The sequence below is a fragment of the Arenimonas composti TR7-09 = DSM 18010 genome (assembly GCF_000426365.1).
Classification (GTDB): Bacteria; Pseudomonadota; Gammaproteobacteria; order Xanthomonadales; family Xanthomonadaceae; genus Arenimonas; species Arenimonas composti.
In genome coordinates, this window is the sequence record NZ_AUFF01000001.1 from 493281 (window position 1) to 514715 (window position 21435).

Sequence of the window (21435 nt, forward strand, 5' to 3'; positions counted from 1 at the left end):
TAAGTTGCGCGCATGGGGGAACAACAGGAAGACAATCTGCTGCGGTTCCGGCGGCCGCCGCCGCGGCGTGTGCCCGAGAAGCGCAACGGCTTCGGTCGCAACCTGCTGATCGCCACGTTCTTCTGCGGAACCTTCGTCGTGCTCGCCTTCGGTGTGCGCGAGATCAACCGACGCGCGCTGCAGGCGGTCGGGGAGGGCGGCGCCGCGACGGCGGCTCCGACGCCGGCAGCCGCGCCCTCGGCAGCGTCGGCGCCTCCTGCGCCACCCCCATCGACGCGTGCTGCGCCAGCGCCGGCGCCGCGCACCCTGTACAAGTGCCGCGCGCCTTCCGGCGACCTGACCTTCATCGACCGGCCCTGTCCTGCCGGCCACGAAGTGGTCTGGATGCGGCCCTATGCACCGGAAGCAGGGTCCGCCCCCCGGGGTTCGCCGCGTCCGCGCTCCGGTGACCGCGGAAGCCCGGTGTATTCCGCGCCTGCACCGGCACGGGCGCCGGATCGTGGGCCGACGAGCGCGCGCTGCCGCGCCGCGAAGCAGTACGAGGCGGACTATCGCGAGCGCCGCGGCCTGCGCATCACCCACGCCGAGCTCCGGCGGCTGACGGATCACGTCTACGAGGCCTGCAAGTGAGCCCGCCGCTACGCATCGCCATCATCGGCTACGGCAGCGGCGGCCAGGCCGCGGCGCTGATGCTGTCGCGCGACGGCCACGCGGTCAGCGTCTTCGAGCGGGCGCCGGCGCCGGGTCCGGTCGGCGCGGGTTTCCTGCTGCAGCCGGTCGGCCTGGCGGTGCTGTGGGAGCTCGGGCTGCTCGACGAGGTGCGCCGCTACGGTGCGCCGGTGGCACGGCTCTACGGCGAGACCCGGCGTGGCCGCGCGGTGATGGACATGCGTTACGCCGAGCTCGACGCCGGCCTGTGCGGCATGGGCCTGCAGCGCGGCGCCCTGTTCGAACTGCTCGATGCCGCCTGGCGCGACCGGCGGCGGCTGCATGCGGGGCGCGAGATCGTCTCGCTCGATGCCGAGGCCGGCACCTTCGTCGATGCGCAGGGCGAGGCCCACGGCGGCTACGACCTCGTCGTGGTCGCCGACGGCGCCGCCTCGAAGCTGCGCGCGCAGGTGGTGCCGGCGCGATTGAACCAGCCCTATCCCTGGGGTGCGTGGTGGTGCCTGGTCGATGCCGGTGGCTGGGAATTCGCCGACCAGTTGCAGCAGCGCTACGTCGACGCCCGCAAGATGGCCGGCCTGCTGCCGGTCGGCGGCCGCCCCGGTGATCCGGCGCGCAAGCTGAGCTTCTTCTGGAGCGCGCCCTGCGCGGCGCTCGACGCCGGCATCGCCGATGCGGAGGCCTGGCGCGCCGAGGTGGCGGCGCTGTGGCCGGAAGCCGCCGAACGCCTGCGCGACGTCGCGGTGCCGGGCGAGCTCAAGGTCGCGCGCTACCGCGACGTCGTGCACCGGCAATGGTGCCGCGGCCGCACGCTGCTGCTCGGCGACGCCGCGCATGCGATGAGCCCGCAGCTGGGGCAGGGCGTGAACATGGCGCTGCTCGATGCGCGGGCGCTGGCCTCGGCCTTGCGGACCGCGCGCGCCGCCGGCGCCGACCTGCGCCGCGACCGCGACCGCGCTGCGACGCTCGCCACTTACGCGCGCGAACGCCGCCGCCACGTCGGCATCTACCATCTGTGGAGCCGCTGGCTGACGCCGCTGTTCCAGTCCGAACACGACCGCGTCGCGTGGTGCCGTGACCGCCTGTTCCACCCGCTGTCGCGCCTGCCCGGCAGCCGCGGCCAGGCGTTGCGCGTGCTCACCGGCACCCGCCGCGGCTGGTTCGGCACGATGTCGGTGCCGCGCGGGCTCATCGAGGCGCTCGCGCAGCCGCTGGACCTCGCCGCGCACGCGCCACAACGGATCGGGGCCGATCAGCACGGCTAGGCGCGCATGACCTTCGGGCTTGGCCGGCGCGCGTGGGGGCGGGGTATTGCTGGCGCATGAAGGGTGTGCCGCGTTCTCCCGTGTGGGTGCTCGTCGCCGTCGGCCTGTGGGTCGCGGCGGCGGTGGCGTTCGTCCTGTCGCCTTGGTTCCCGCAGGCCAAGCTGGGCGGCGTGGCGGAGGCGAGCGGCGGCTGGTTGAGCGCGACCGTGCTGGCGGCGCTGGCGACGGCGGTGGTCGCCTACGCGCTGGTGTTCGGGCCGGGGCGGCAGCGCCCGGGCGATGTCGGCTGGCGCGGCGGGGCGCTGGTGCCGGCGCTGGCGGTGACGCTGGGGCTGTGGCTGGCGATGCAGTTCGCGCTATGGATCACGGCGGAAACCGGTGCCTCAGCGGCGCTGCATCCCGCATGGGCGGCGGGGGCGGCCGCCGCGCTGGCGCCGCTGCTGGCGCAGGTGGTCGCCACCGCGCTGTTCGAGGAAACCGTGTTCCGCGGCTGGCTGTGGCCGCAGCTGGCGCTGCGTCTGCGGGCGTGGCTGTCGCCCTGGCTGGCGGCGGGGTTGGCGATGGTGCTGTCGCAGGCGGTGTTCGCGCTGCTGCATCTGCCCGGACTGCTGCAGGCCGGCCTCGACGGCCAGGCGCTCGACGTCGCGCTGCTGATGCTCTTCCTGTCCGGGCTCGTGCTGGCGCTGGTCTATGCGGCGACCGGCAACCTCTTCATCGCCGTCGGCGCGCATGCCCTCGGCAATGCGCCGACGCCGTTGCTGGCCGGCGGCGAGCCGGGCATCGCGAACAACGTGCTGCTGCTCGGGCTCGTGGGGGTGATGCTCCTCGGCGGTCTGCTGCGGTGGCGGCAGCGGCGCAGGGGCTGAACGAGGCAGCGTGTGCGCCGGGGGACGTACCCCTAGTATTCGCTGGCCCACCCTTCGGACACCGGCCGCCATGCGCAAGTACCTGACCGCCTTCCTGTTCGCCGTGCTGCTTCCGGGCGCGGCCCTCGCCGCCGATCCGGCACCGCGCACGATCGTGCTGGTCCGCCACGGCCAGTACATCGCCGATCCGGCGATCGACGAGGCGATCGGGCCGCCGCTGTCGCCGCTCGGGCTGGCGCAGGCGCGGCTCGCGGGGGATGCGCTCGCCGGGCTCGGCGGGTTCGACGCGCTCTACGTCAGCCCGATGACGCGGGCGCGCGACACCGCCGCATCGATCGGCACGGAGATCGGGCGCCAGGACTTCGCGGTCATCGATGACATCGCCGAGTGCACGCCACCGACGCGGCGCAGCGAGATCACGAAGGACGATGCGCCGGAGGATCTGGCGGCCTGCGCGGCGCGGCTGGACGCGGTGTTCGCGCGCCTGTTCGTGCCGGCGGAAGGACGGGCCGCGCGCGACATGGTGGTCTGCCACGGCAACGTGATCCGCTACCTGGTGACGCGGGCGCTCGGCGTCGACACGCAGGCGTGGCTGGAGATGTCGGTGCGGCACGCCAGCATCACCGTGATCCGGGTCGAGGCCGACGGCCGCTTCAAGGTGATCGCCGTCGGCGACGCCGGGCACATCCCGCCGGGCCTGCACACCGGCGCCACCGGCGACCCCGAACGCACCCTCTCGAATAACGGTGTCAGAGACAGTTAATCCAGGAACTGTCTCTGACACCGTTCGGAGAGGCGCTGTTATGCGGAGGCTTCGAGGCGGCGCGCGGCTTCGCGCTTGCCGATGCCGCGCAGTTCGGCGAGTTTCGCCTGCTGCGCCGCGCGCGGCACGGTCTTGCCGGTTTCCCACTGGTAGATCGACTGGCCGCTGACGCCGGCGAGGCGGCCGAAGTCGGCGGCGGACAGGCCCAGGCGCGCGCGCAGCGAGCGCAGACCCTTGGCGACGAAACGCGTGCGCGGCGCCTCGCCCTCGTCCCCGGCGGGCGGCGCGGCGCGTCGGCTGGCCTTGGCGACCCCGCGCAGTTCGCGGCGCAGGGCTTCGACATCGCGCTTGAGCGCGGCGATCTCGCGGCGGTACTGCGCGTTCGCCTTGCGCAGCGGTTCGACGGCGGTCTTGATCTCGCGACGGGCGAGGCGGGCGATCTCGGACTTCAGGACGACAGCGATATTGGCCAAGCGGGGACTCCTGTTGTTGCAGCCGCGGCATTGTAGCGGCCCCGGCCATGTAACTTCTTCACGTCATTGGTTTTCTTTCACGGGTTCGTGCCCGCGCGGGCGACAGGGTGCCGGCACCGGTGCGTCTTGCGCCGCCCCACGAAGGAGTACACCGATGAGCACGAAACCCCTGTTGCTGAGCTTCGCGATCGCCACCTCGCTCGCCCTCGCCGCCTGCGCCGATCGCAGCGAAGTGGCCGACGTCGACACCCCGCGCGACGACAGCATCGCGATGCAGCCCACCGACACCACGCAGCCCGACGGCAGCACGACCGGCGACGGCTACGGCGACGCCACCGCCAGCTACGACGATGCCGGCGATGCCTGGAACGCCGACGCCGACAGTGCCGCGGCCGGCAGCGCCAGCGCCGCGGTCACCGACGAACGCGCCGCGCTCGGCGTGCTGAACGCGATCAACGAACACGAGATCGCCGCCAGCCGCCAGGCGATCGAGAAGGGCGTCGACGGCGAGGTCGCCGAGTACGCGCGCATGATGATCGACGCGCACACGCAGAACCGCGAACAGACCCTGGCGCTGAGCCCGGATCCGTCGGCCGCCCCGGTGCAGCTGCAGGTCGCCGAAGGCGAGGCGCGCCGCAATCGCCTCGCCGAGAACGATGGCGACGCCTACGCGCGTGCCTACGTCGACGCGATGATCGCCGACCACAGCGCGGCGCTGACGAAGCTCGACGAGCAGCTGATCCCCGCCGCGCAGTCCGCCGACGTGCGCGAGCACCTGACGGTGACGCGCGAGCACGTCGCGCATCACCTGGAGCAGGCGCGCGCCCTCGCCGACCGGCCGACGACCGGCAGCGGCGAGTGACGTCGCATCCACGCCAGCGTGAAAGCGCGCGACGGCGAGGAAAAACTTTCTTCCACCGTCGCGCTTCGTCACCGCATCTCAACGCGACGAACGACTAACTGATCCCGACGTGAGACGGGACCGCCGGGACGGCGGAATCGACGGCAATCCAGCCCTCGCGCATGCCACGGAGCAAATCACCATGAACCAGCAGAATCAGAACCAGAACCAGCAGAACCAGCAGAACCAGAACCAGCAGAACCAGCAGGACCGCCAGAACCAGCAGGGCGGCCAGCAGAACCAGCAGGGTGGCCAGGGCCAGGGCGGCATGGGCGGCCAGGGCAACCAGCAGCGCCAGGAAGGCGGCAACCAGCAGAACCAGCAGGATCGCCAGAACCAGCAGAACCGCGAACAGCAGAACCAGCAGCAGGAGCGCGAGCAGCGCCAGGACCGCGAGCAGCAGAACCAGCAGCAGGACCGCGAGCAGCGCCAGCGCGACCAGCGCTGAGTCCGACTGCGGCGACGTAACGAACCCCGGCGCAAGCCGGGGTTTTTTTGTTCGCCCGACCGCCTGACCGCCGCGCCGCCGGCGCGGCCGGTGGCCGCCCGCGCGCGCGGCGGGGGATAATCGGCCGCATCTTCGTCCCGAGGTGCCGCGATGTCGCCGATTCCGAATCCCCCCGGCCGCCCGGGCCAGCCCTGGACCGCCGACGACCGCGCCGCCTGGCGCGCGCAGCAGACGAAGAAGCGCAGCTACGCCGACGACGTGCTGGCGCCGATCGACGCGCTGCGCGAGGTCGCCGCGGTGATCCCCTACGGTGAACTCGACTACGCGCCCGACGGCGTCTACCCGCTGCTGTCGATCCGCAGCCACGACTGGAACGACGCACTGCCGGTGGCGCTGGTCACCGGCGGCGTGCACGGCTACGAGACCAGCGGCGTGCACGGGGCGCTGGCCTTCGCCCGCGATCACCTCGGCGACTACGCCGGCCGGCTGAACGTGCTGGTCGCGCCCTGCGTCAGCCCCTGGGCCTACGAGCGCATCCACCGCTGGAACCCGCTGGCGATCGATCCGAACCGCTCGTTCCGCGCCGGCAGCGACGCGCCCGAATCGGCGGCGCTGATGCAGCTGGTGGCGCCGCTGAAAGGCCGCTTCCTGGTGCACATCGACCTGCACGAGACTACCGACAGCGACGAGAGCGAGTTCCGCCCGGCGCTGGCGGCGCGCGACGGCAAGGTGTTCGAGCCCGGCACGATTCCCGACGGCTTCTACCTGGTCGACGACAGCGACAATCCGCAGCCGGATTTCCAGCGCGCGATCATCGCCGCGGTGGCGAAAGTCACCCACATCGCGCCGGCCGATCCCGACGGCACGATCATCGGTTCGCCGGTGGTGGCGCCCGGCGTCATCGAATACGCCTTCGTGCCACTCGGCCTGTGCGCCGGCATCACCGGTGCGAAGTACACGACCACCACCGAGGTCTACCCCGACAGCCCGCGCGCGACGCCGGAGCAGTGCATCGCCGCCCAGGTCGCGGCGGTGCGCGCGGCGCTGGATTTCGCCCTGCAGGCCGGCTGAGGAAACCGGGGTCGGAGTACATTTCCGGTTGTGGCGGTTAGACTCCGCCGGGCATTCAGGGGGACATCGATGAAGTACGAGACCGACGCGAATTCCGGCTTCTATCTGGCCTGGCTGATCCTCAAGAACCACGCCGGCGAGCGCACCGCCGCGTTCGAGGACGCGCTGCGTGCACGCAGCCGCAGCGGCCGGCAGGTGCTGAACGAAGACCTCGGCGGCGTTCTCGACGACGACTGCTTCGACGGTGACGGCAACCTGTTCACCGCGACCTATTACGCCGACCTGTTCCTGGCCGACGTGCGCCGCGCCTTCGCCGGCGACGACAAGGACGCCGACGGCGCCGTCGCCGACCGCTGGGAGAACCACGATCGCCTCGCCGCGATGCTCGACCAGCGCTGGAAACAGTGGGAGGCCGGGCATCCGTTCGCGCCGCTGATGGCGCCGCCGTCGCGTTCGGCGCCGACCCTGGAACTGTCGCTGGAACCGCTCGACGACGCCGCGCCGAGCGAAGGCCGCGCGAGTTTCGCCGTCGGCGCCGCGCCGCCGGCCGGCGAGCCGCGCGAGATCCTGACCGCCTCCACCCAGGCGTTGCTCCACGGCGTGCCGCCGCTGCCGGACATCCTGGTCGACAAGGTCCGCCAGGCGCTGTCGCGTTTCCTCGGCTTCGACGGTTTCGCGGCCGATGCCGCCGCGCGTCCCCTCGAGTCGACCGTGCTGTACGCGCTGCCGCTGACCGCCGAATTCCCCGGTGGCCGGCACTGGCTGGAGCTGCTGTCGGTCGACGATCGTCCGTCCGGCGCCCGGCCGGGCTGGGGCGTCAGCCTGCGGCTGCGTTCGCGCCCCGACAAGGCGATCGCCGCCGACGCCGCAGTCAATGCTCCCGGCTGGCAGCGCGAAGCCGATCCGGAGCAGCCCGACCAGGAGCTCTTCCGCCTGCCGCTCGAGCAGTGGTGGAGCGAACCCGAGGCACTGGCACGCACCGGCGACGGCACCGCCTACGTGCCGGTGAACCACCCGAACGACCTCGACGCCGCGCTGGAGAACCTGCGCACCCAGGTGCAGTCGAAGCTGCGCCCGTCGATGCGCGCGTTCGAGATCGCGGTGGTGCGGGCCGGCAAGGGCTGAGAAAGGGGTACGGGGTCGCGCCCAGCACTCGCGTTCACACGCGCTGCGCGACGATCGGCCGTACCGCGTCCCCCCGTACCTTCAGCCCGATGCGTCGTGCGCTCACCCTCCTGCTGATCCTGTTCACCGCCGCCTGCACGACGGCGCCGCCGGTCCATGGCCCGTCGGCGGAGCAGGTGCGTGCGGAAATCACGCGGCGCATTCCGGCGCGGGTGCCGGACCGCGAGGGCTGGGCGGCCGACATCCAGCGTGCGTTCGCGGCCCAGGGCATCCCGCCGACGCTCGAGAACCAGTGCGCGGTGCTGGCGGTGATCGAGCAGGAAGGCGGCTATGTCGCCGATCCGGTGGTGCCGGGCCTGGCCACGATCGCCCGCCGCGAGCTCGATCGACGCGCCGGCGAGAAACACATCCCGCGCTTCGCGGTCGACGCCGCGCTGCGCCTGCGGGACCGCGACGGCCGCGCCTGGAGCGAGCGCCTCGCGGCGGTGCGCACCGAGCGCGAGCTCAGCGAAATGTTCGAGGACATGGCGGCGCGGCTGTGGATCGGCGAGGGCTTCTTCGCCGGCTTCAATCCGGTGCACACCGGCGGGCCGATGCAGGTGTCGATCGACTTCGCCGAGCGCAATGCGCGCGGCTACCCGTATCCGCTGGAGGACACGACGATCCGCCGCGAGGTGTTCACCCGGCGTGGCGGCCTCTATTTCGGCATCGCCCATCTGCTCGGCTACCAGACGCCGTACACGCGCAAGGTGCACCGCTTCGCCGACTACAACGCCGGCTGGTACGCGAGCCGCAATGCCGCCTTCCAGCGCGCGGTGGCGATCGCCAGCGGCCGCGAACTGGCACTCGACGGCGACCTGCTGCGCCCCGGCGCGCCACTGCGCCGCCCCGGCGAAACCGAGGCGGCGCTGCGCACGCTGTCGGCGCAGCTCGGCATGGACGACGCCGCGATCCGCCGCGAACTGCAGCGCGGCAACCGCCTCGACTTCGGCGACAGCGCGCTGGTCGCGAAGGTCTATGCGCTCGCCGAAGCACGCCACGGCGCGCCGCTGCCCCGCGCGCAACTGCCCGGCATCCGCCTCGAAAGCCCGAAGATCACCCGCGAGCTGACGACCGCGTGGTTCGCCGAGCGGGTGAATGCGCGGTACCAGGAATGTCTGAGCAGAAAATAGGGGATAGGAAGTAGCAAGTAGTGGCCGCGGCACGCACCTGTCGACCGCATGCTAGTCCCCGTTCTCTATTTGCTACTTCCTGGTCACTACTTGCTACCAGTTGTCCCCAGACGCGCGCGGCCGCCGTTGAAACCGGCAACCGCCGCCGGGGAACGCCGATGTCACGCCGAATCGCACTGACGTGCCTGCTCGTTCTTTCCTTCGTGCTCGCCGCCTGCAGCGGCAGCCGCTTCGAGCCGCCGCAGGTGCTCGGCCGGCCGGCACTGGTCGAAGGCGAACAACCGCGCCTCTGGGTGCTGACGAAGCAGGAGGAAGTGCGTGAGGTGCGCTTCGGCACCGGCGGCGGGCGCAACCGCAACACGAGCACGCGCCTGGACACCTTCTTCCACTTCGAACTGACCGCCTTCGATCCGCTGCTGATGCAGCCGGCATGGAAGCAGCGCCTGGTGAGCATCGGCGATCCGGATGCGCGCGGCCCGCTGCCGTCGCGCGTCATCGGCTCGGCGGTCGATGGCCGCCTGCTCGGCCAGGACGGCGACCTCGTGTGGCTGCTGATCGATGCGACCCCGTTCGCGCTCTCGGCCAGCGACGGCCGCATCGTCATCGACGGCCCGGCCCTCGAGGCGCGCCGGCACGAACTGGCCGGCCTGCTGCCGGCCGACGCGACCCATTACGGCTTCGACCGCGGCCTCGTGATCACCACCGCGGATGCGCGCGTGGTCTCGGTGCGCGGGCCGGAGTTCACCGTGGCCGACTACGTGCCGCCGCCGCCGCCGGTCCCGGATGCGCCGCTGAAGGCCAACGGCAGCCCGCGCATCGTGCCGATGCGGCCGCTTTACAACCACGTGCGCCACCTGCAGCGCGGCGACGAATGGATTGGCCTGTACTCGCCGAAGGAGGCCGAGGCCGCGGCCGAGGATCCGTTCGGCGACCGCTACCTGTTCCCGTATTCGATCCTCGACGAGGGCACGATGGCGCGCCGGCAGTTCTGGCGCGGGCGGATCGCCGAGAAGCAGCACTTCGACGAGCGCTTCCCCCACATCGCCGGCATGGACCCGGTGGCCGGCAGCCCGACCTTCCTGCGCGGCCGCTTCCTGCGCGATCCGCGCACCGACGCCGCCTTCGTTCCCGCCGACGGCGGCCTGCTGGTCTGGCACCTGACCCGCGTCGACAGCGATGGCCGCCTCGCGCTCAGCCGCCTGGATGACGACTTCCAGCCGCGCTGGACGACCGAGCTGCCGCTGAGCGAATCGGGCACCGGCAATCCGGTCAGCACCTGGATCCTCGACGATCGGGTGGTCGCGGCGGGAGACCTGCAGTTCGAGGACGCCGAGCGCATTCGCCAGCGCGATTTCCATCTCGTCTCCATCTCCCTCGCCGACGGCGCCCGCCGCGCCTGGAACCTCACCCGCGAATCCCCCCTCACCGAACTCGAACCCCGCTGATTTCGTCTGGCCGGCGGGGTGCTCGGGGCCGTTCCGCCGGAAAGGATTCGCGGGCTGGCGTGCGTGCGTCGGCGTTTTCCGGACACGCCGTGAACCCGTCCATGGGGGCTTCTCGGCGACGTCCCTGTCGCCGATCGTCCGGAGAACGCCGCCACGCAGCGGTCCACTCGCGAACCTTGTTCGGCCCTTCGCGCAGGACATCGGCGCGGCTCGTCCCGGCCCGGGACTTTCGTCAGGCGCGGGGGTGGGGGAGAGGGGGCAGAGTGGCGCGACCGCGCGCGCAGACGCGCATTCCGGGGATCGAAGAGATGACTTCACGCCGCGACCTGTTCAAGTACGCCGCCATCGCCACCGCCGCCGCCACCTTGCCGTCGATCGGCAGCGCGTCGGCGCCCGCCCGCATCGAGAAGGCGGCGCGGCCGCTGCGCATCCTGATCCTCGGCGGCACCGGTTTCACCGGGCCGTTCCAGGTCGCGTATGCGCTGGCGCGCGGGCACAAGGTGACGCTGTTCAACCGCGGCCGGCGGCCGTCGCCGGAGTGGCCGGGCGAGGTCGAGCAGCTGCACGGCGACCGCAACACCGGTGACCTGAAGGCGCTCGAGGGCCGCGAGTGGGACGTCTGCATCGACAACCCGACCTCGCTGCCGTTCTGGGTGCGCGATGCCGGCAAGGTGCTGGCCGGCAAGGTCGGGCATTACCTGTTCATCTCGACGATCTCGGTCTATGCCGACGGCTCGCAACACGGTATCGACGAGAATTCGCCGGTCGCGCCGTACAAGGGCAGCGATGCGATGGCGGAGACGCAGGACACGCTGCGCGCCGACATCGGCAACCTCTACGGCCCGCTGAAGGCGCTGAGCGAGGCGGAGGCGCGCAAGCAGTTCGGCGAGCGCACGACGATCGTGCGCCCGGGTTACATCGTCGGCCCACGCGACGACACCGACCGCTTCACCTACTGGCCGAAGCGCATCGCCGAAGGTGGCGAGATCCTCGTGCCGGGCGACGGCCAGGATCCGGTGCAGATCATCGATGGCCGCGACCTCGGCGAATGGATGATCCGCCTGGCCGAGAACGGTACCACCGGCACCTTCAACGCCGTCGGCCCGGACTACACGTTGACCACCGACGCGATGGTGCACGGCTGCCACGCGGTGACCGGCGGGCCGGCGACCTTCACCCACGTGCCCTTCGAGTTCCTCGCGAACCAGGAAGGGGCCGACTTCCCGATCTGGGTGCCGCGCGCCGGCACGCCGTTCTCCGGCTACGGCACCGTCAGCAATGCGAAGGCGATCGCCGCCGGGCTGACGTTCCGGCCGTTGGCGACCACGGTCGCGGAGCTGCTCGAGTGGTACCGCGGCCTGCCGGCCGAGCGCCAGGCGGAAGTCCGCGCCGGCATCTCCCGCGAGAAGGAAGCGGAGATCCTCGCGGCCTGGGCGGCGAACCGGGGCTAGTCGACCGCGGGGCGGAAGGCACGCGACGCCGCCTTGGCGCCGGCGCCGGAGGCCGGGCGTGCAGGGTTTCCGGGGAGGGTGACGCCGCCGCGTCCGCCGGCTAGGGTGTAGCCATCGCCGCGCGGGGAGCGCGGCGGGAAGGCGAAGGGGAGGCATGCGGAAAGGCGCATTCGCGCGGGCCTGGCTCGCGATCCTGGGCACGTCGGCGCTGCTGGCGGCGATTGCCCCGTGGGCAGCGCCGGCGCCGCCGGTGACGGCACCCGCCTTCGACCTCGCCGCCTACCGCCTACTGGCGGCCAGCGACCGCGAGGCCGGCATCGCCGAGGGCCGGCGCGTCCTCGACGCCGGCCTCTTCGACGCCGATCCGAGCGGCGAACGCCAGCTGCTCTGGTACATGGGCGGCGCCGCGATCGGCATGCCGGACGACGTCGCCCTCGGTGAGGTCGTGCTGCGCCTGGAAGGCCTGAGCGCCACCGGCCGCGACCCGCTCGGCGGCCATTACGCGGGCCTGCTGCGCGGCGCCCGCCTCATCGACCAGGGCAACACCGGCGACGGCCTGGCGCGGATACTGGAAGCCGCCAACGCGCTGATGCGCGAACCCGAGCGCAGCGAACGCATCGTCGCCGCCGCCGAGCTGTGCCGCGCCTACGTCGCCGCCGAGCGCCCGTCGCAGGCGCAGCCGCACTGCCGCGAGCACACCCGGCTGGTGCGCGAGTCCGGCGACGCGGTGGCGCTCGGCCGCGCCGAATACCTCGAAGCCAGCGTGCTCAGCCGGCTCGACCTCTACGAACAGGCGGTGCCGCTGTGGCAGCGCGCGCGCCGGCGTTTCCTCGAGGCCGGTCTGCCGGCGCTGGCGGGGCGCGCCGCCGGCAGCCTCGCCGGCGACCTGGTGGCGCTGCGCCGCTTCGACGAGGCGCTGACGATGGCGCGCGAGTCGTCGGAAGCCGCCGAAGCGGCCGGCAATCCGATCAGCCGGCTGTATGCCGAGTCCGCCATCGCCTCCGCCCAGCTCGGCCTCGGCCGCACCGGCGCGGCGCTGGCGACGATCGACGCGGCGATCGCCGGCATGGCCGCGATCGACCATCCCGGCCTGCTCGCCAGCCTGCTGGAAACGCGCCTGCAGGTCCTCGAGGCCAGTGGCGCCGATGCGGCCGTCCTGGCCGGGGAACAGGCGCGGCTGGTGGCGCTGGCGGCGCCGGAGATGGATGCGGAGGAACACGACCTGGTCACCGACCTCGAGCAGCGCTACCGCGAACGCGAGCAGGCGCTGCGCATCCGCGAGCTGGAGAACGCCAACCAGGCCGCGGCGCTGGAACTGGAACGCCAGCGCGACCACGTCGCCCGCCGTGAGGCGGCGCTGGAGGCGCAGCAGCGCACGACCCTGTACGCGATCGTCGCCGCGAGCGCGCTGGCGCTGGCGCTGGTGGTCGGCGCGCTGCTGCTGCGCTCGCAGCGCCGGCTGGCGACCAGCCTGCACCAGCAGGCCTATCGCGACGCCCTGACCACGCTGCCGAACCGGCGGGCGATGCTCGAACAGGCGCAGGCGCTGCTGGCGGAAGCCGGCGCCGCGGGCCGCGGCCATGCGCTGCTGATGGTCGACGTCGATCACTTCAAGGCGATCAACGACCGCGGTGGCCACCCGTTCGGCGACCGCGTGCTGGCCGCCGTCGCCGGCTGCCTGCAGGTGGCCTGCGCGGATCGCGCCAGCGTCGGCCGCTTCGGCGGCGAGGAGTTCCTGGTACTGGCGCCGGCGCGCGGCCGCGACGGTGCCGTTGCGCTCGGCGAGGACCTGCGCGCCTGCGTCGCGGCACTGCGCCTCCAGGACGGCGACCGTCCCGAGCCGGTGGCGGTCAGCGTCGGCATCGCGGTGCTCGACGCCTCGACGCCGAGTCTGGCGGCATGGATCGCGGCGGCGGATGCGGCCCTGTACCGGGCGAAGCGCGAGGGGCGGGATCGCGTCGTCCTCCACGCCATCGCCCCCACCCCATTGTAGGAGCGGCTTCAGCCGCGATCGCTCCCTCGCACTAAGCCGCGATCGCCCGATCGCCCGATCGCGAGAAGCTCCGGCGGCACGGGGAAAGGGAATGGGATACAGCAGAATCGCGGCTGAAGCCGCTCCTACGAGGGGCGTCGGATCTGGGTGGGGCGTTTGCCGGCGGTCTCGTCGAGCACCGCCGTGACCAGCGCGCTGCCGAAGAACACCAGCGCCGCGTAATACATCCACACCAGCATCAGCACCGGCGCCGCGAACGCGCCGTAGGGGCTCGCCGGCGCCGAGTAGGCCAGCCACTGGCCGATGCCCCAGCGGCCGAGCACGAACAGCGAGGCGGTCAAGGTGCCGCCGACGAAGGCCATCGCCCAGCGCACGCGGCGGTCGGGCAGGAAGCGGTAGAGCAGGGCGAACGCGAACGCGTACACCAGCAGCGACACGATGTCGGCCATCGCCGGCACCAGCGTCGGCACCCGCGCGAACGCGAACTGCACCGCCGTCGTCAGCGTCATCGACACCAGCAGCAGGAAACCGAGCGCGAACACGATGCCGAACGAGAACACCCGCTTGCGCAGCCAGGCGAGGGCGCCGCCGCGCAGCTCGTCCGGGCTCGTCGCGAAGATCAGGTTCAGCGTCGACTGCAGGTGCGCGAACACGATCGTCGCGGCGACGAAGAGCAGGGCGGTGTTCCACCAGCCGGCCACCGAACCCAGGTCCGGCCGCGATTCCGCGTTGGCGATGATCGTCGCCGCGACCTCACCGGCGGCGTCGCCCGCGAGCCCGGCGATCTGCGCCACCAGTGCGTCCTGCGCGCTCGGCATCAGCGAGGCGGTCAGCCACAGCACGATCAGCAGCAGCGGCGCCAGCGAGATCAGCGCGTACAGGCTCAGCGCCGCCGCCTGCGCCAGCAGGTCGATCGCGATGAAGCGGCTCGCGACCTTCCACGCGAAGCTCGATTCCAGGCGGGCGGCGGCCCGCTGCAGCCAGGGGTGTTTGCGTTCTCCGGGCGTCGCCATCGCTCAGAACGTGATGCGCACCGAGGGCGCGCTGCGCTCGGCCTCGCCGTGGAAGACCGCCTCGATGTTGTTGCCGGCGGGATCGAGCACGAAGGCGGCGTAGTAGCCGGGGTGGTAGGAGCGCTCGCCGGGAGCGCCGTGATCGCTGCCGCCGGCGGCGAGCGCGGCGTGGTGGAAGGCGTCGACCATCGCCCGGTCGCGGGCCTGGAAGGCCAGGTGCAGGCGTCCGGTGAGACGGCCGTCGGCGGCGAGGTCGGGCACGACCAGCTGGACGTGGTCGATCAGGCGGCCGCGGTGCAGTTCGTTGGTTTCCATGCGGGTTCTCCTCGGGCGGAGTGTGGATTCAGCCTTGCGGGCGTCGCGTGAATCGAGACGGGGGGTCCCATTCCCTGCACGAGTCCGGCCTGCAGCTGAACGCGGAGGGCGGGTTTCACGCGGACCGTGCCGCCGCGACTGCGAGGCTTTCCGCCAGATCCCTTCGCGAGAGCCCCCGCCATGAACGCTGCCGTCGCTTCCCCCGAACTGGCGCCTTGCCGGCCGCCGCTGTCCCTGCTCGGCAGCGAGCCGCTGCGCGCGGCGATGGAACTCGTCCGCCACACGCTCGCCGATACCGTGCCCGAGGAGGAGGCCAGCGACGGTCACCCGGTGCTGGTGATCCCCGGCCTCGGCAGCGACGGCCTCGCGCTGGCGCCGCTGCGTCGTTTCTGCGCGTCGCGCGGCTACCCGACCCTGGACTGGGAATACGGCCGCAACATCGGCCCGCGCGGCGACATCGACGCATGGCTCGACGGCCTCGCCGGACATGTCGGCCGGCTGCTGTCGCCGTACCGCCACCGCGCGACCCTGATCGGCTGGAGCCTCGGCGGCCTGTATGCGCGCGAGCTGGCCAAGCGCATGCGGCCGCGGGTCCGCCAGGTCATCACCCTCGGCACGCCCTTCGACCTCAATGCCGACCACACCAATGTCGGCTGGGTGCTGAAGCTGCTCGGTGGCCCGAGCGCAGACACCCTGGACGAAGCGATGGCGCAGCGCCTGCGCACGCCGCCACCGGTGCCGACGACCTCGATCTACAGCCGCGCCGACGGTGTCGTCGCCTGGCAGTGCTGCCGCCACGTCGGCAACCGCCGCCGCACCGTGCGCGACATCGAGGTCGAGGGCAGCCACCTGGGCATGGGCTGGAATCCCGAGGTGATGCGCATCGTCGGCGAACTCCTGAAGCCCGCCAGAAAGAACGCCTAGGAACCCCGTAGGAGCGGCTTCAGCCGCGATGCCGTACCAATTCCAGGCCGGTTTCCCGCAACAGCATCGCGGCTGAAGCCGCTCCTACAGGGGGGGAGGAGGGCGCGGACGAGCTCGGGGTAGTCGACCGGCTTGACCAGGTGCACGTCGACGCCGGCCTCGCGCGAGCGCCGGCGGTCGCCTTCCTGGCCCCAGCCGCTGAGCGCGACGATCCGCAGCGACGCCGCCCAGGCGCGCCGGCGCAGTTCCCCGGCGACCTCGAAGCCGTTGCGGCCCGGCAGGCCGATGTCGAGCAGCAGCGCGTCCGGTCGCATCGCTTCGGCGCGGGTGATCGCAGTGTCCCCGTCGTGGGCGGTTTCGACGACCGCGCCCTCCACCTGCAGCAGCTCGGCGAGCGAGTCCGCGGCATCGACGTTGTCGTCGACGACCAGGATCTTCCAGCCGGCGAAGGTGGCGCCGCAGCGCGCGCTGCCGGCCGCGGCCGCCGCCACGGCGCCGGGATCGGCGGCGCGCGGCAGGGTGACCACGAATTCGCTGCCGTGGCCGCGGCCGGCGCTGTGCACCGCGATGCTGCCGCCGTGCATCTCGACCAGCCCGCGCGCCAGCGCCAGGCCGATGCCGAGTCCGCCCTGGGCGCGATGCAGCGAGGGTTCGGCCTGCGAGAACATCTCGAACACCCGGGCCTGCATTTCGGCGGGAATGCCGACGCCCTGGTCGCGCACCCGCACGCGGACGACGCCGTCGCCGGCCTCGGACACCAGCTCGATGCGGCTGCCACGGTCGCTGTACTTGCAGGCGTTGATCAGCAGGTTGGCGAACACCTGCGCCAGGCGCACGCCGTCGGCGTCGACGAACAGCGGTGTGGCCGGGGCGCTGAGCTGCAGGGGGTGGTCGCCGCGTTCGACGTAGGGCGCCGCGGTCTCGAGCGCCGACTGCAGCACCGCGTCCAGGCGCAGCCTCTCGCGGCGCAGCTCGATGCGGCCGTTGGTGACGCGCACGACATCGAGCAGGTCCTCGAGCAGGCGCACCATCTGCCGCAGCTGGCGGTCGATCACCTCGTGGGCCTGGCGTACCACCGCGTCTTCGGGGCTGCCGTGGCGGATCAGGTAGAGCGACGTCGCGATCGGTGCCAGCGGATTGCGCAGCTCGTGCCCGAGGGTCGCCAGGAATTCGTGCCGGCGCACGTCGGCGAGCCGGGCCTCGGTGATGTCGCGGGCGGTGCCGACCACGCGTTCGGCGACGCCGTCGCGGAAGCTGGCCTTGCCGGTGAACTGCACCCAGCGCAGGCGGCCGTCGGCCTGGCTGCGGACGCGGAACTCGGCGGCGAAGTGACCGTCGCCGGCCGGGTCGAGGGCGCGCGCCAGCGCCGCTTCCATGACCGGGCGATCGGCGGCTTCGATCGCATCGACGAAGCCGGCGTAGTCCACCGGCGCGTCCGGCGCCAGGCCCCAGAGCGCATGCATGCGCGCGTCCCAGTCGATCGCTCCGGTCGCCGGGTCGTAGACGTGGATGCCGAGGTCGGCGGCGTCGCAGGCCAGATGCAGCTGTTCGGTGCGCCGCTGCAGCGCTTCCTGGGCGAGGTGGCGGCTGGTGACGTCGGAGCCGATCACGAAAATGCCGTAGATGCGGCCGCGCTCGTCGCGGATCGGCTGGTAGACGAAGTCGAGGCGGCGTATGCCGCCGCCGAGATGGTCCGGGAGTTCGACCTCCGCATCGAGGGCGATGTGCGGTTCGCCGGTGGCCAGCACGCCGTCGAGAAGGTCGACGAAGCCCTGGCGGACGGCCCAGGGCAGGACTTCCGCGACCGGTTTGCCGAGGATCTCGTCACCGGCACCGATCAGTGCGTGGTAGCCCGGATTCGCGAACCGGAACACGTGCCGTGGCCCCTCGAGCAGGCAGACGAAGCCCGGCGCCTGCTGGAAGAGCTGGCGCCAGCGCAGCTCGGCGGCGCGCACGCGCCGTTCGGCCAGCACCTGTTCGGTGGTCTCGGTGCACAGCACCAGCACGCCACCGATGCCGTTGGCGGCGGTGGCGTCGTCGATCGGGCTGTAGCTGTAGGTCCAGTAGACCTCGTCGCGGCGGCCGTGGCGGTCGATCGGCACCAGCGCGTTCTCGTGCCAGGTCGACCCCTTGCCGTCCATGACGTACTGGATCTGCGGGCCGATGATGTCCCAGATCTCCGGCCACCAGTCGCGGCCGCGGCCGCCGAGCATGCCGGGATGCTTTTCCGGGCCGAGCGAACGCGCGTAGGCGTCGTTGTACAGGCAGACCAGTTCCGGACCGAGGAACAGGAAGACCGGGTGGTTCGTCGTCAGCATCAGGCGAACGACGGTGCGCCACGAGGGCGACCAGTCCGGGACGTCGCCCAGCGCTGTCCCTGACCACGGAAACGCGCGGATGCGCGCGCCCATCTCGCCGCCGCCGTGCAGGAAACCATGGTCGCGGTCGGGATCGGGACGCTCGTCGGCCATGCGGAAACTCGCCTGGGAATGGACGATTATTCATACGCGACGGACGGGGGTGTGAAGGGCACGCGAAGAATCGCGCGGCGGCCATTGCGACGGAGCGCCGCGACCCCAGATCATTCGGCGGACACGAGAGGAGACCGCCATGGCCACCGGCTGGGCCGGCGACGGCGCCGTACAGGATCAGATCGACGCGACGGTGAAGGACGCCATCGAACGCGCGCGCGGGCAGCTGCCGAAGGGCGAGAGCCTGCGCCGCTGCGAGGAGTGCGATGCGCCGATCCCGGAAGCGCGGCGACGGGCGCTGCCCGGCGTGCGCCTGTGCGTGCCTTGCCAGGAAGCGCACGACCTCGACCAGAAGGCGATGAGCGGCTACAACCGCCGCGGATCGAAAGACAGCCAGTTGCGCTGACGTGCCCGTTCCGTTGCAGCGCCGACGTCGACAGCCCGCGCGCATTCGGCATCGGCGGAGAAACGTGCGCTGTTTCGCGGAATATCCGCTCGCACTGAACCGTCGCTGATTCTCACCCCGTAAGCAGCCATGACCGATGGCCCATACGGGCCGTGCGGGCCGGGGCGCAGGCTCCGCGCATGAACACCTCGCTGCTGATCGTCGACGACTTCCTCGCCAACGCCGAGGCGCTGCGCGCGGCGGCGCTGCGCATGGACTTCCCGCCGGTCGACGGCATGTTCCCGGGACGGAATTCGCGCGAGCGCCTGCTGATCGAAGGGCTCGACGCCCAGGTCTCGCGCCTGCTCGGTGAATGCGTCGAAGGCATGCCCGGCCCGCAGGCCCACGGCCGCTTCCGCCTGGCGCTGGCCGGCGACCGTGGCCGCGCCGGCGTGCACGTCGATGCGGCGCACTGGTCCGGCATCCTCTATCTGACACCGAACGAACACGCCCGCGGCGGCACCGAGTTCTACCGGCACCGGCCGACCGGTTTCGAGGTCGCGCCTTCCGACGATGCCGATGCCCTGCGGTTCGGTCACCGCGACGCGAAGTCGATGGTCAGCAGCCTGCTCGCGAGCGACACCCTGGACCCGTCGAAATGGGAACTGACGATGCGCGTGCCGATGCGCTTCAACCGCCTCGTGCTGTTCCGCCCGTGGCTCTGGCATACCGCCGGCGAAAACTTCGGCACCACCCCGGAAGACGGCCGCCTGGTCTACCTGATGTTCTTCCGCTCGGCCGCGGCGCTCTGCCGCGTCGCCTGAGCGCGACGCCGGCGGCTTCTTCACGCCGGATCGCCGGCGCCGGCGCCACGCTCCCGCGACCCCACGGAGAGCCGGCTCGGGTTCGTGCGCCGCGACAGCCCGAAGATCGCCCTCCTACCTCGGACGAACTACGAACTGCCCTCAGTCCTGGCGCAGCACGATGTCGACCGGAATCTCGCGCGCCGCCAGCGCATCGAGGTCCGCCTGCAGCGCCGCCGGCACCTTGCCGTACTGGTCGCGGAAAGCGCGCGCGGCCTCGTAATCGCCGTCGCCCTGCAGGGTCAGGATCTTCGCCGACAGCGCGTCGACGGCTTCGCGCATCTTCGCGAAGTCGACCCGCCAGGTGCCGGACGCCGCGTTGCGCGCGAAGGCGCCGCGTTCGTGCAGGAAGTTGAACGCGACCATGTTCGCCTGGCCGTGGGCGCTGCCGGCGCCGAAGCGCACCGAGCGGAAGATGCCGGCGAGGAAGGTCACGTAGTTGTCGTCGAGCTTGTCGGCGTCGAGTTCGCCCATCCCGCCGAGCGCACCGATCATGTACAGGCCCAGGATGTCGGCCTTGCCTTCCTCGTAGCTGGCGGTGAGGTCGGTCAGCGCCTCGCGCACGGTGCCGCGGCCGTCGAGCGTGTTCTTGATGCCGAGGCCGTGCGCGACCTCGTGGAACATCACGTTCTCGAAGAAGGCGTCGAAGGTGATGCGCCCGCGCTGCGACGGGTCGATCAGCGCATCGGCGATCGGCACCAGGATGGTGTCGAACTTCGCGCGCATCGTGTTCTCGAGCTGCAGGCGGCGCGAGCCCTTGGCGAGCTGCACTTCCTCGTCGTTCGGCAGGTTGATCGCGATCGTCTTGGCGCCGGCATTGGCATCGCCGCCGTAATACAGCGCGAAGTAGGCGTTGAGGTCGGCATCGGTGCCGGGCATCTCGGCCTTGTAGCGGTCTTCGACCGGCAGCCCGCGCTGCAGCGCCGGCAGGTGCTGCGCGAAGCGCTGCAGGCGCGCGCTCCATTCGATGTCCTTGACCAGCACGAAGGCCTCGAACGCGGTCTTCAGGCCGTAGAGCTGGTCCTGGTAGCTCTCGATCGGCCCGATCACGACGTCGATCGGGCTGTCCTTCATGTCCATCCAGGCCATGTCGCTGGGCTGGTAGTCGCCGCTCAGCAGCGCGTCGGCGCGCAGGCGCAGGTAGTCGGCGAACTTCGGATCGCTGGCGACGTCCGCGGCCTTCAGCAGCAGCGCGGCGACCTGGTGCAGCTCGTCGGCGAACTCGACGTGGTAAGGAACGACGACGAGGGCGCCGGCTTCATCCCGGGCGATGATCGTGTAGGGCGAGTCCTTGCCGGGCAGGTCGGCCGCGGCGAACTCCTCCTTCGTCATGTCCGCCGGATAGAAACGGGCGCCGGGCGGCCGCGGACCGACGCCGGCGACGAACGGCCGGTGGTCGTCGAGGATGTCCCAGGGGCCGTAGTTGATCTCGACGAAGCGGCGGGTCGCCGGGTCGTCGATCGTCGACAGCAGGCCGTCGAGATCGCCGTAGACCTGGCGGCGGAACAGCGCGTCGACGATCCGCCCGGCCTGCAGCAGGTAGTCGATCGCCTGGCGGTCGCCTTCGGACAAATGCGAGAGGTCGGCGGTCAGCGGCACCTCGGCATAGGCGGCGACCTTCGCGGCGATCTCCGCCGGCGCCGGCACCGCGTCGGCGGTGGTGTCGCCGGCCGGGGCGGCCGCGGTGGGCGCGGAATCGGCCGGCGGAGCCTCCCGCGTGCAGCCCGGCAGGCCGGCGGCGAAGGTGAGGGCGATTGCTAGGGTCAGCGGACGGATGGACATGGTTCGGCTCCGTGGCAGGGACCGCGATGATGCCAGCCCCGGT

The 21435-nt window shown here is 71.8% G+C and carries 20 protein-coding genes; 15 read left to right on the plus strand and 5 right to left on the minus strand.

The genetic code is table 11. From position 1 onward, the window contains the following. Window positions 1-12: 12 nt before the first annotated feature. From K311_RS18670 to K311_RS0102220, 4 genes are all read left to right on the plus strand, one after another. Entirely contained in the window at window positions 13-630 is a 618-nt protein-coding gene (locus K311_RS18670) for a hypothetical protein (RefSeq protein WP_026815965.1), read from the plus strand. Then, on the plus strand, window positions 627-1931 hold the full coding sequence (locus K311_RS0102205) for an FAD-dependent oxidoreductase (protein WP_026815966.1): 1305 nt from the start codon (window positions 627-629) through the stop codon (window positions 1929-1931). Before K311_RS18670 ends, K311_RS0102205 begins: the two co-directional genes overlap by 4 nt. 65 nt (window positions 1932-1996) lie before the next feature. Continuing rightward, on the plus strand, window positions 1997-2797 hold the full coding sequence (locus K311_RS0102215) for a CPBP family intramembrane glutamic endopeptidase (RefSeq protein ID WP_154659421.1): 801 nt from the start codon (window positions 1997-1999) through the stop codon (window positions 2795-2797). Between the two features lie 70 nt (window positions 2798-2867). Beyond that, window positions 2868-3560 carry a histidine phosphatase family protein gene (locus K311_RS0102220; protein ID WP_026815968.1) on the plus strand — a complete coding sequence of 231 codons (693 nt, stop codon included), beginning with the start codon at window positions 2868-2870 and terminating at the stop codon, window positions 3558-3560. Window positions 3561-3598: 38 nt separating this feature from the next. Here K311_RS0102220 and K311_RS0102225 read toward each other — a convergent pair whose 3' ends face one another. Then, window positions 3599-4033, minus strand: a complete 435-nt coding sequence (locus K311_RS0102225; protein WP_026815969.1) for a helix-turn-helix domain-containing protein — start codon at window positions 4031-4033, stop codon at window positions 3599-3601. Between the two features lie 154 nt (window positions 4034-4187). Here K311_RS0102225 and K311_RS0102230 point away from each other — a divergent pair, with 154 nt between their 5' ends. From K311_RS0102230 to K311_RS0102265, 8 genes are all read left to right on the plus strand, one after another. After that, window positions 4188-4895: a DUF4142 domain-containing protein gene (locus K311_RS0102230; protein WP_026815970.1), complete on the plus strand. Its 708-nt coding sequence runs from the start codon at window positions 4188-4190 to the stop codon at window positions 4893-4895. A gap of 181 nt (window positions 4896-5076) precedes the next feature. Beyond that, window positions 5077-5382, plus strand: coding sequence for a hypothetical protein (locus K311_RS0102235; RefSeq protein WP_043798287.1), 306 nt, complete (start codon window positions 5077-5079; stop codon window positions 5380-5382). A 150-nt stretch (window positions 5383-5532) separates the two neighbouring features. Further along, window positions 5533-6453, plus strand: a complete 921-nt coding sequence (locus K311_RS0102240; protein WP_026815972.1) for a M14 family metallopeptidase — start codon at window positions 5533-5535, stop codon at window positions 6451-6453. Window positions 6454-6522: 69 nt separating this feature from the next. Continuing rightward, window positions 6523-7578, plus strand: coding sequence for a DUF7832 domain-containing protein (locus K311_RS0102245; protein ID WP_026815973.1), 1056 nt, complete (start codon window positions 6523-6525; stop codon window positions 7576-7578). Window positions 7579-7667: 89 nt separating this feature from the next. Continuing rightward, window positions 7668-8750 (plus strand): DUF1615 domain-containing protein, encoded by a 1083-nt coding sequence (locus tag K311_RS0102250; protein ID WP_026815974.1) that lies wholly within the window; start codon window positions 7668-7670, stop codon window positions 8748-8750. A 158-nt stretch (window positions 8751-8908) separates the two neighbouring features. After that, complete coding sequence (locus tag K311_RS0102255) at window positions 8909-10195, plus strand: PA2928 family protein (protein ID WP_026815975.1); 1287 nt, start codon at window positions 8909-8911, stop codon at window positions 10193-10195. A gap of 308 nt (window positions 10196-10503) precedes the next feature. Continuing rightward, window positions 10504-11646, plus strand: a complete 1143-nt coding sequence (locus K311_RS0102260) for an NAD-dependent epimerase/dehydratase family protein (RefSeq protein ID WP_026815976.1) — start codon at window positions 10504-10506, stop codon at window positions 11644-11646. 154 nt (window positions 11647-11800) lie between these two features. Beyond that, entirely contained in the window at window positions 11801-13639 is a 1839-nt protein-coding gene (locus K311_RS0102265) for a GGDEF domain-containing protein (RefSeq protein ID WP_026815977.1), read from the plus strand. A 125-nt stretch (window positions 13640-13764) separates the two neighbouring features. Here the strand turns inward: K311_RS0102265 and K311_RS14865 are convergent, their stop codons facing one another. Both K311_RS14865 and K311_RS0102275 read right to left on the minus strand, forming a co-directional pair. After that, window positions 13765-14652 carry a YihY/virulence factor BrkB family protein gene (locus K311_RS14865; protein ID WP_051239385.1) on the minus strand — a complete coding sequence of 296 codons (888 nt, stop codon included), beginning with the start codon at window positions 14650-14652 and terminating at the stop codon, window positions 13765-13767. 3 nt (window positions 14653-14655) lie between these two features. Continuing rightward, window positions 14656-14967 (minus strand): VOC family protein, encoded by a 312-nt coding sequence (locus tag K311_RS0102275; RefSeq protein ID WP_026815978.1) that lies wholly within the window; start codon window positions 14965-14967, stop codon window positions 14656-14658. 180 nt (window positions 14968-15147) lie between these two features. Between K311_RS0102275 and K311_RS14870 the strand changes: the two genes are divergently transcribed. After that, window positions 15148-15891, plus strand: a complete 744-nt coding sequence (locus K311_RS14870) for an esterase/lipase family protein (RefSeq protein WP_051239386.1) — start codon at window positions 15148-15150, stop codon at window positions 15889-15891. Here K311_RS14870 and K311_RS17385 read toward each other — a convergent pair. Beyond that, window positions 15888-18362: a hybrid sensor histidine kinase/response regulator gene (locus K311_RS17385; RefSeq protein ID WP_051239387.1), complete on the minus strand. Its 2475-nt coding sequence runs from the start codon at window positions 18360-18362 to the stop codon at window positions 15888-15890. The two genes, K311_RS14870 and K311_RS17385, sit on opposite strands and share 4 nt — an antisense overlap. A gap of 139 nt (window positions 18363-18501) precedes the next feature. On the opposite strand from K311_RS17385, the gene K311_RS0102290 reads away from it, so the two are divergent. Both K311_RS0102290 and K311_RS0102295 read left to right on the plus strand, forming a co-directional pair. Next, window positions 18502-18768: a DksA/TraR family C4-type zinc finger protein gene (locus tag K311_RS0102290; RefSeq protein WP_026815979.1), complete on the plus strand. Its 267-nt coding sequence runs from the start codon at window positions 18502-18504 to the stop codon at window positions 18766-18768. Between the two features lie 179 nt (window positions 18769-18947). Next, window positions 18948-19571, plus strand: a complete 624-nt coding sequence (locus K311_RS0102295) for a DUF6445 family protein (RefSeq protein WP_026815980.1) — start codon at window positions 18948-18950, stop codon at window positions 19569-19571. A 141-nt stretch (window positions 19572-19712) separates the two neighbouring features. Here K311_RS0102295 and K311_RS0102300 read toward each other — a convergent pair whose 3' ends face one another. After that, a complete protein-coding gene (locus tag K311_RS0102300) occupies window positions 19713-21392 on the minus strand; it encodes a dipeptidyl-peptidase 3 family protein (protein WP_081683227.1) in 1680 nt (559 codons plus the stop codon). Window positions 21393-21435 lie beyond the last annotated feature (43 nt).